This is a genomic window from Syntrophales bacterium (assembly GCA_030018935.1).
Lineage (GTDB): Bacteria > Desulfobacterota > Syntrophia > Syntrophales > CG2-30-49-12 > CG2-30-49-12.
In genome coordinates, this window is sequence record JASEGZ010000064.1 from 1 (window position 1) to 8,208 (window position 8,208).

General features: G+C 48.4%; 9 protein-coding genes. 4 read left to right on the forward strand and 5 right to left on the reverse strand.

What is annotated here, in order from left to right; genetic code table 11:
* Positions 1 to 126 precede the first annotated feature (126 nt).
* The 4 genes from QMD03_09500 to QMD03_09515 are packed head-to-tail and all read left to right on the forward strand — an operon-like array spanning position 127 to position 4,380.
* Positions 127 to 1,347: an efflux RND transporter periplasmic adaptor subunit gene (locus QMD03_09500; protein MDI6777445.1), complete on the forward strand. Its 1,221-nt coding sequence runs from the start codon at positions 127 to 129 to the stop codon at positions 1,345 to 1,347.
* Positions 1,348 to 2,031: an ABC transporter ATP-binding protein gene (locus QMD03_09505; GenBank protein ID MDI6777446.1), complete on the forward strand. Its 684-nt coding sequence runs from the start codon at positions 1,348 to 1,350 to the stop codon at positions 2,029 to 2,031.
* Positions 2,024 to 3,181 carry an FtsX-like permease family protein gene (locus tag QMD03_09510; GenBank protein ID MDI6777447.1) on the forward strand — a complete coding sequence of 386 codons (1,158 nt, stop codon included), beginning with the start codon at positions 2,024 to 2,026 and terminating at the stop codon, positions 3,179 to 3,181. Before QMD03_09505 ends, QMD03_09510 begins: the two co-directional genes overlap by 8 nt.
* A gap of 32 nt (positions 3,182 to 3,213) precedes the next feature.
* Positions 3,214 to 4,380, forward strand: coding sequence for an ABC transporter permease (locus tag QMD03_09515; GenBank protein MDI6777448.1), 1,167 nt, complete (start codon positions 3,214 to 3,216; stop codon positions 4,378 to 4,380).
* Positions 4,381 to 4,453: 73 nt separating this feature from the next.
* Here QMD03_09515 and QMD03_09520 read toward each other — a convergent pair whose 3' ends face one another.
* The 5 genes from QMD03_09520 to QMD03_09540 are packed head-to-tail and all read right to left on the reverse strand — an operon-like array spanning position 4,454 to position 8,089.
* On the reverse strand, positions 4,454 to 5,242 hold the full coding sequence (locus QMD03_09520) for a TatD family hydrolase (protein ID MDI6777449.1): 789 nt from the start codon (positions 5,240 to 5,242) through the stop codon (positions 4,454 to 4,456).
* A gap of 46 nt (positions 5,243 to 5,288) precedes the next feature.
* Entirely contained in the window at positions 5,289 to 6,122 is an 834-nt protein-coding gene (locus QMD03_09525) for an ABC transporter permease (GenBank protein MDI6777450.1), read from the reverse strand.
* Between the two features lie 7 nt (positions 6,123 to 6,129).
* Positions 6,130 to 7,104 (reverse strand): ABC transporter permease, encoded by a 975-nt coding sequence (locus QMD03_09530; GenBank protein ID MDI6777451.1) that lies wholly within the window; start codon positions 7,102 to 7,104, stop codon positions 6,130 to 6,132.
* A 32-nt stretch (positions 7,105 to 7,136) separates the two neighbouring features.
* A complete protein-coding gene (locus QMD03_09535) occupies positions 7,137 to 7,967 on the reverse strand; it encodes a sugar phosphate isomerase/epimerase family protein (GenBank protein ID MDI6777452.1) in 831 nt (276 codons plus the stop codon).
* Positions 7,952 to 8,089 carry a hypothetical protein gene (locus tag QMD03_09540; GenBank protein MDI6777453.1) on the reverse strand — a complete coding sequence of 46 codons (138 nt, stop codon included), beginning with the start codon at positions 8,087 to 8,089 and terminating at the stop codon, positions 7,952 to 7,954. The genes QMD03_09535 and QMD03_09540 overlap by 16 nt, the downstream gene beginning before the upstream one ends.
* Positions 8,090 to 8,208 lie beyond the last annotated feature (119 nt).

Consider the following 8,208-nt stretch of genomic DNA (forward strand, 5'->3'; position numbering starts at 1 on the left):
GCATCAAAATCTTGTCCTCAAATGACGGTTATAGCTCCGCGAAAATCGGTGTTAAATCAAAACGAATAAAGTAGCAAATTGATAAAATAGGAATTTGTAAATCCACCTGATGAGGAGTTTACATAAATGGCGAATGAGGATATTGCAAAACTGCGCATTGACAAAGCGAAAGTTACCAGACACAGGGGAAAGGGGAAAAGGAATTTATACCTGATATTTATCCTGATATCCATAATCATCATCGTAGGATTTCTTTATGTCAAAGGCATTCTAACGCCGTCCATTCAAGTAGAAGTTGCAAGCGTGATAAAAATATACCCTTCTCAGACTTTTACTCTGTTGAATGCGAGTGGATATGTGGCAGCACAACGTAAGGCTGCTGTCGCCTCAAAAGTAACAGGACGTCTCATATCGTTGTCGGTTGAAGAGGGAAGCCGGATAAAGGCCGGACAGGTGATTGCCAAGCTCGAAAGCGAGGATGTTGCCGCTTCCAAGAACCAGGCGGAAGCCAACCTAAAGGCCCTACGTTATAATCTGGAACAGGCGAAGGCAGAATTAAATGATGCCTTGCTTTCTTTCAACAGGAATAAGGATTTGCTGGAGCATGGGTTTGTATCAAAGGCTGAATATGATTCTTCAGAAGCACGTTACAGGAAGGCAATTGCAGCAGTCGAAGCAGCTGGGGCGGCAGTTAAGGCCGGAACTGCGGCGCTTCACGGCGCCAATGTAGCCCTGGACTACACCTTGATCCGTGCCCCTTTTGACGCTGTTGTCTTAACCAAAAATGCCGATATAGGCGATATCGTCACTCCTATAGGGGCTGCTGCTAATGCTAAAGCGGCGGTAGTCACCATAGCCGATATGGATTCCCTCCAGGTAGAGGTAGATGTCTCTGAATCAAATATTCATCAGATAAGGCTGGGGCAGCCCTGTGAAATTCAGTTAGACGCCTTGCCCGATTCACGATTCCGTGGAGAGGTACATATGATTGTACCGACTGCGGACCGGACCAAGGCGACCGTGTTGGTAAAAACGAAATTTATTGATAAAGACAGCCGCATATTGCCTGAGATGAGTGCAAAGGTTGCGTTTCTTTTGCGAAAGGTCACTCCGGAAGAACAAAAACCCTTAAAAGCGATTTCCTCTTCATCAGTAATTACGGGCAATGGAAAGAATCTGGTTTATGTGGTCAAGGGTGACAGGGCGGTTGAAACGGCCATCACCATTGGGAAACAACTCGGCGACATGACGGAAGTTTTACAAGGAGTTGAAGTTGGAGATAAAGTGGTAGTTAAGCCGCTGAAAAAGGTAAAGGATGGAGTTAGGGTAAAAACATCTGAGCAGTAAATGAAAAACAAGACACCTATTGTTGAAGTAGAAAATATATGTAAATCCTACCGGCGTGGCAACCAGATTCTGCAAGTTCTGTATAATATTACTTTGAATATCAATAAAGGTGAGTTTCTAGCATTTATGGGTCCTTCAGGTTCGGGTAAGACTACTTTGTTAAATCTCATAGCAGGCATTGACAGAGCGGACTCCGGCATAATCAGAGTAGGCGGCCTGGATATTACTTCACTTTCCGAAACTGAACTTGCCCAATGGCGTGCCACAAATGTCGGTTTTATCTTTCAGTTGTACCATCTCATCCCGGTGCTGACCGCTTTTGAGAATATTGAACTTCCACTGCTTTTGACAGACCTTTCAAGAAAAGAAAGGCGGGAGCATGTGAAGATGGTTCTGCAAATGGTCAACCTTGCAGACAGGATGGACCATTACCCCTCCCAACTCTCGGGCGGTCAACAACAACGCGTGGCGATTGCACGCGCAGTTGTAACTGATCCCGTCATGCTGGTTGCGGATGAGCCGACAGGCGACCTGGACAGAGTTTCTGCTGATGAAGTACTTGATCTTATGGAAAGGCTTGTGCATGAACTTGGCAAAACCATTATTATGGTGACTCATGATCCGAGGGCCGCGGAAAGGGCTCATATTATTAAGCGCCTCGATAAAGGTGCTCTGAATGTATAGCCTCAAGATCATTTTCAGAAACGCTTGCCGCCACAAACTTCGCACCTTTCTAACCATCCTCGGCATCATTATCGCTATTCTTGCCTTCGGTCTCCTTCGTACCGTGATAAGCGCCTGGTATGCGGGCGTTGACGCCTCCTCCGCCAGCCGTCTTGTGACGAGAAATTCCATATCACTTGTTTTTCCACTCCCTGTTTCGTATCAGGAAAAGATCCGACAGGTAAAAGGTGTGAAGACAGTTTCTTACGGTAACTGGTTCGGTGGTATCTACATAGACGAAAAAAACTTCTTTGCAAATTACGCTGTGGAACCGAAGACCTATCTTAAACTGTATCCGGAGCTTGTAATTTCCTCAGACCAGAAAACCGCCTTTCTCCGTGACCGAAAAGCAGCCATTGCCGGACGTAAGCTGGCGGAAAGGTACGGCTGGAAGATCGGCGATGTGATCACATTGAAAGGGACCATTTTCCCGGGCAACTGGGATTTTGTAATACGTGGCATCTATAAGGGGAGAGATCAATCGGTAGATGAAACCGCCTTCATCTTTCACTGGGAATATCTTAACGAAACCCTGAAAAAAACCGTCCCCCGGCGGGCGGATCAGGTCGGCTTCTACATGATAGGATTAACCAGCCCGAACCTGGCCGCGGATGTCGCAGTAAAGATAGATGAAACATTTAAAAACTCTCTGGCAGAAACATTAACTGAAACCGAAAAAGCCTTTCAGTTGAGCTTTATCTCCATGACGGAGGCTATTGTCATCGCCATACAACTGGTTTCCTTTGTAATTATCATTATTATCATGGCGGTTGTTGCCAATACTATGGCCATGACCGCCCGTGAGAGGATTAGTGAATATGCCGTTTTCAAAACGCTTGGATTCGGCGGCTTTCACATTTCCGGTTTGATATTTGGTGAATCTCTACTTATCACAATGATAGGAACTGTTCTTGGTATCGTTCTTACTTTTCCCGCGGCAAAAGTATTCAGCAAAGAACTGAGCGCCTACTTTCCCGTATTCAATGTTGCGGCGGAAACAATCTATCTGGATATAGTAATGTCTTTTCTTATTGCACTTATGTCCGCAATCTTTCCAACGTGGCGCGCCATAAAAATTCGGATAGCTGATGGACTCGGAAGGATAGGATAGAGGAAAACAAATCGGGGCGATGGGAATATGGAATGAAAATACCTTTTTCGTATAGCTTGCGTAATCTATGGACCCGGCGTCTGACAACATTTCTCACCATTTCCGGTATGGCTCTTGTGGTGTTCGTGTTTGCAGCGATCCTGATGCTGGCGGAGGGGTTGCAGAAGACCCTTGTAGATACCGGTTCATACGATAATGCAGTAGTAATCCGAAAAGCGGCGGGTTCGGAAGTCCAAAGCGGTGTTGAACGGCTGCAGGCTTCTATTGTAGAAACTGAGCCGGAGGTGGCAATAGGACCAAACGGGAAACCGTTATTGGCAAAAGAGCTGATCGTTCTTATTACTCTTCCCAAGCGTGGAACCAATAAGCCCTCCAATGTCGTCATAAGGGGGATCTCGGAAAGTTCAATGATGTTAAGGCCGCAGATAAAACTTGTCGCCGGGCGTATACCAAGGCCCGGTTCATACGAAATAGTTGCCGGGCAAAGCATTGCAAAGAGGTTTAAAGGCGGTGGTGTAGGAGAGACACTCCGCTTCGCCATGAGAGACTGGATAGTGGTTGGGATATTTGATGCGGGGAATACAGGTTTCAGCTCAGAGATATGGGGAGATATTGATCAACTGATGCAGGCGTTCAGACGGCCTGTCTATTCTTCCATTATATTCAGATTAGGCGATTCTTCAGAATTCGAAATAGTCAAATCACGGATAGAAAATGACCCGCGTCTTACGTTAGAGGCAATGCGTGAAACGAGATATTATGAAAAACAGTCGGAGATGATGGCAAAATTTCTGCGTATTTTAGGTGTATCCCTGACGGTAATTTTTTCGCTTGGTGCAGTTATCGGCGCAATGATTACCATGTACGCTGCCGTGGCCAACAGAACCGGTGAAATCGGCGCCTTGCGAGCCCTCGGCTTTCAGAAGGGGAATATACTGACTTCTTTTCTTATAGAGTCTTTGCTCCTCGGATTTATCGGCGGCTCCATCGGCTTGTTTTTTGCTTCCTTTCTACAGATGCTCACAGTTTCGACAATGAACTTCCAGACTTTTTCAGAGCTTGCATTTACCTTCTCATTAACCTTCAAGATTATTTATGAAGCTATGGCCTTCTCGCTGATAATGGGCCTTGTCGGTGGTGTACTCCCTGCGGTGAAGGCAGCACGGATGAATATTGTGGAGGCATTAAGGGCCATCTGATACGGTTACGTTTGAAGGTTCTTTATGAGTAAGCCAAAGTCCTTGCAATCGCTTGTGCTCTCATCATCCACTATCAGGTTGAAACGATCCATCCGTTCTTAGATGGAAGGTTAAAGAGGGCCCTTGCGTTTTGGGATGTCACCTTTCCCACCTCTTCGAGAGACAGCCCCTTTATTTCCGCTATCCTCCCTGCCGTATGAACGATGTAGGCCGGTTCATTTCTCTCTCCCCGGTGGGGATGGGGAGAGAGGTAGGGCGCATCCGTTTCCAGGAGGAGACCGGTCAGGGGAATAAGTCCTGTCACCTCCTGAAGCCTTACTGCATTCTCAAAGGTGACCGTCCCCGGGATGGAGATATAGAATCCCATATCGAGACACCTTTTAGCCATGTCATAGTCCCCCGAAAAACAGTGGAAGACACCTCCCCTTTCCCTCCAGCCCTTGAGCATCTCCAGCATCTCCCTATGGGCATTCCGATCATGGATGATAATGGGCAGGCGGAGTTCACCGGCCAGTTCGAGCTGCTCCCCGAACCTCTTGATCTGCACCTCCTTTGGGGACAGATTACGAACAAAGTCAAGGCCGATCTCCCCATAGGCCACGACTTTGTCCATCTTTGCCAGTTCCCTGAGGGAGTCATAAGTCAGGTTGACGATGTCCTTTACGTCGTGGGGATGAATACCGATGGTGGCATAAACCGCCTCATATTGACCGGCAAGGGAGATAGCCTCTCTGGAGTCATCAAGGGTCGTCCCGACAGTTACCATCAAATCCACACCTGCCTCTTTCGCCCTCCTGATTATCTCGTCCCTGTCCCGGTCGAATGCATCCATCGTGAGATGTATATGGGAATCTATAAACATAATGACTTCCCTGTCTGCTAAATTCGATGTGGGGACAGTACTGTCATTACCTCAGTCTTGGATCAAGGGTGTCCCTGATCCCCTCCCCCAGCAGGTTATAGCCGAGTACGGTGATCAGAATGGCAAGGCCGGGATAGAGGGAAAGCCACCAGGCGATATCTATATTGTCCTTGCCTGCCGTGAGGATATTCCCCCAGCTGGGGGTGGGTGGCTGGACACCGATACCGAGAAAGCTGAGGGCCGACTCGGTCAGTATCGCCCCGGCGACACCGAGTGTTGCCGTAACAAGCACGGAGGCCATGGCATTGGGTAGAATATGGACAGAGATAATCCGCAGATCACTGGCACCAATGGCCCTTGCCGCCTGGACAAAATCCCTCTCCTTCAGAGAGATAAAATCCGCCCGGACAAGGCGCGTAACCCCCATCCACCCAGTCAAACCAATGACGATCATGATGTTCCAGATAGATGGTTCCAGAATGGCGATCACAGCCAGGATAAGGAAAAATGTGGGAAAACAGAGCATGATGTCCGTGAATCTCATGATTGCCGCATCAACCCATTTCCCATAATAGCCTGCTATGGCGCCTAAAATGGTCCCGATCAGGATGGCAATACCTGTGGCCACAAACCCCACCTTCAGAGATATCCTGGCGCCCCAGATCATCCGGCTTAAGACATCACGTCCCAATTGATCCGTTCCAAACAGGTGACTGTTAGAAGGAGGGGCAAGGACCATCTGGAGATTGACGTTGCATGGGTCATAGGGAGCAATCCACGGCGCCAGGAAAGAAATGATAAACAACAAAATAACGACGACGCTGCCGGCAACGGCCACCTTATTTCTGGAAAATCTGTACAGGAAATCAGACTTGATCATCTTTCGTTCATGATACCCTGATCCTCGGATCTGTTAGGGCATAGGAAACATCCGCAATCAGATTTCCCAGAAGGGTGAGGAGCGCCCCGATAAACAGGATGCCCATCACCACAGGGTAGTCCCTGGCCATGACGGACATGTAGAAAAGCTGCCCCATGCCGGGTATGGCAAAGATGGTCTCAAAGATAACGCTCCCCCCGATGAGCCCCGGTACGGAAAGACCGAGGATGGTAATGACGGGAAGAAGGGCATTGCGCAGGGCGTGCTTGTAAATGACCACCCGCTCACTCAAACCCTTTGCCCTTGCCGTCGTGATATAATCCTGCCTGATCACCTCCAGCATATTGGCCCTCATATACCGCGAAAGCCCTGCCAATCCGCCAAAGGCTGAAAGTAGAACGGGCATTGCCAGATGCTTAAGCAGATCAATAAAAGAGGCCAGCCGGGGAAGGTACTCATAATTCAAGGATCGGATACCGGAGATGGGGAGCCAGCCTAAATGCACACCAAAGAGGATCATTAAAAGAAGGGCCAGCCAGAAGGTGGGAGTGGCAAAGCCAATAAACACAAAAATAGTGGTTATTCGGTCGAAAAGGGAATCCTTATGAACTGCGGAAAGGACACCGATCGGAATGGCTACCAGCAGGATGATGACCATGGAAAGGATATTGATGATAATCGTAATGGGGATTCTTTCGAGGATCTTATCCGCAACCGGTCTGTGGTCGGGGGAAAAGGACCTTCCCAGATCCAGGACGGCAAGCTTCCTCAGCCAGGAGAGATACTGCTGATGTAAGGGTTTATCGAGATCGTACATAGCCCGGAGACGTTCCCTCATCTCTGCAGAAACCCGGGGGTTCATCTGTGTCTGGAGATCCGTCGGAGAACCAGGCGCCAGACGCATCACCACAAAACAGACAATGGTAATCCCGAGCAGAAGGGGCAGCATGAATATCAATCTCCTCACGATATATTCCGGCAAAGGTTACCCTCCTGAGTTGCCTACGGGCGCTTTCATAACTTTTCTCTGACTTTTATGTCCCGTCCCCTGTCTCCACCGAGCAGTCCCATCGCCTTAATATTCCTCAACATCTGCCACATGTCCTTTTCCGAATGGGATTCAAGGGTGATGATAGGATCCAGGTCCCGTTCCTGGAGCATCTTGAAAAGGCTCTGGAAGGGGAAATTTCCCTCCCCCACGGGGAGATGGTCATCGGTAACCCCGTTGTTGTCATGAAGGTGAATCTGACCCAGACAGGGTGCCAGTTTATCTATCCATACCTCTAAAGGCATCCGGGAGAATACGTTAAAATGCCCGGTATCGAAACAAAAACGGATATGGTTATTAGATGTAAAGGTATCGAGAAGGAGAGTTAGGTGGTGAGGGCCCGTTTCATAGACATTCTCCAGGGTAATGATGGTATCCATCTCCCTCGCGAGGGTTAAAAAGTGTTCCCATGTCTCTGTACTGTTTTCCAGCCACATCTGCTCGCCAGAGACGTAGTACCTCTCATCAAAGGAGGGGTGGCAGACCACGGAACGTGGCCGGAAAAAGGGAACAAGATCAAATACTTGACGCAGGCGGTCTCTCGTCACCTGCCGGATCCTCGGATCAATGGCCCCAGGTCTTAAATCCATGAAAGGGGCGTGGAAGGTAATCGTTAATCCCGCTTCCCTCAAGCTATCGGCGACCCTTAGAAAATCCTCTCTTCTCACCTGATCGAGGACGGCATAATTGAAGCCGATCTCTGGATTGATACCTTCTCTTATCACCGTGGGAAGAAGCTTATCACGCAAAATATTAAAGGGTATATGTACCTGGACTCTCTTTAAAATGTCATGCATTTCTTATCCTGTAACAACCAGAGGCGCTCCACCGCGGCCCCCGTCCTGTAAGGGGCAAGGGGTGCAATACCACCACACGTAGTCCCTGCCGGCATACACGCCCTTACAGGCAAAAGCTTCACTTCTTGCAACCCCGTTTACCATAATGGCTATTTTTTAACAACCGTCAATTCCGCCCAATTTTAGATGTCAAGAGTAAATAGAATTGTCCGCTTTTGTAGCAAATGAATTGTCCGCTTTT